This is a genomic window from Dokdonella soli (genome assembly GCF_039523175.1).
GTDB classification, from domain to species: domain Bacteria; phylum Pseudomonadota; class Gammaproteobacteria; order Xanthomonadales; family Rhodanobacteraceae; genus Dokdonella_A; species Dokdonella_A soli.
Genome location: NZ_BAAAEU010000036.1, coordinates 1 through 1,067 on the forward strand (window position 1 = coordinate 1; position 1,067 = coordinate 1,067).

The 1,067-nt window shown below is 49.6% G+C and carries 2 protein-coding genes; both read left to right on the top strand.

Annotated elements, in window-relative coordinates; all coding sequences use genetic code 11:
* The coding region (locus tag ABD002_RS19465; protein WP_343794261.1) for a hypothetical protein at nt 1-512 on the top strand (512 nt) is incomplete at its 5' end.
* Between the two features lie 10 nt (nt 513-522).
* Nucleotides 523-987: a hypothetical protein gene (locus ABD002_RS19470; RefSeq protein WP_343794263.1), complete on the top strand. Its 465-nt coding sequence runs from the start codon at nt 523-525 to the stop codon at nt 985-987.
* The last annotated feature ends 80 nt before the right edge of the window (nt 988-1,067 follow it).

A 1,067-nucleotide genomic window follows, 5' to 3' on the forward strand; every position in this document is an offset into this window, starting at 1 on the left:
CCGGTACAGGGCGCTATGGCGAATCTGATCCTATTGGCTTGGGTGGTGGAATAAACACCTACGTGTACTCATTCAATAGACCTGCAACTTTCTTTGATCGGCGGGGCGACATCCCAGAGCCGGGATTCCAGATACCGCCCAATTATCCTGATGCCACGATCGTGTGTGATGGAAATGGTGGAATTGAACCATACCTAGATCCGCTTTCTCCCTTCGATATGGAGTGTTTTGGCGACTGCGTTCGTCAGCATGAATTGATACACATTAGGGATTTTTCAAGAGCGAATCCAAATGTTTGTCGTAGGCAAGTCCGTGGGACGGCGATCAATGAGTTCGATAATTTATCGCTCTGGCAGACGGAGGCAAACGCGTGGAAAGTCGAACTAGAGTGCCTAAAGAAGCGGCTTGAAGAAGAGAAGAATAAGAGTTGCCCTGCATGCAAACTTCGCCTTGAGACTGAAATAGTTCACGCTCAAGACATGGTTAACCGATACACACATGCGATCAGGTAGGATTGCCCACATGTTTGAACGTGCCGTATTGCTGATTGCGCTACTTTTATCAATGCCTTCGAGCGCGGCCGGCCTTGGTGTGGCGGCCTGTATTTCTATGGATAGTGAAGGCCCAGCATTGCGTTTTGCAATTGCAAATGACACAGGGGGCAGCATTTCAATTCCGAAGAGCAACTTGCCTTGGCGCGAGGATGGGGCAATCGTTATTGCGTACCGAGGCGATGCGCTTATCGGTAAAGTCATGAAGCGCGCCTATCCTGTGCAGGATAGCGTTGCAGACAATGTTATCTTGCGCAATGGTGAGAAAAAAACTGGCGAATTAGTTTTGAAGTACCTATATCCTGAATTTGCGAAGCTCGATGATAGTTCGTCGGTCATTATTCTTTGGGCTTACGTGCCGCACGGGAACTCGGCAGAAGATGTAACTTTTGGTGGCGCGCTGACTCTGCGCGATAAGGATCGATGTGCGAAATAGGGATAGGTCTTGCGCTTCCCCGGCCAGTATTACGATGCCGAAACCGGGCTCAACTACAGTTACCAGAGAGACTACGAGTC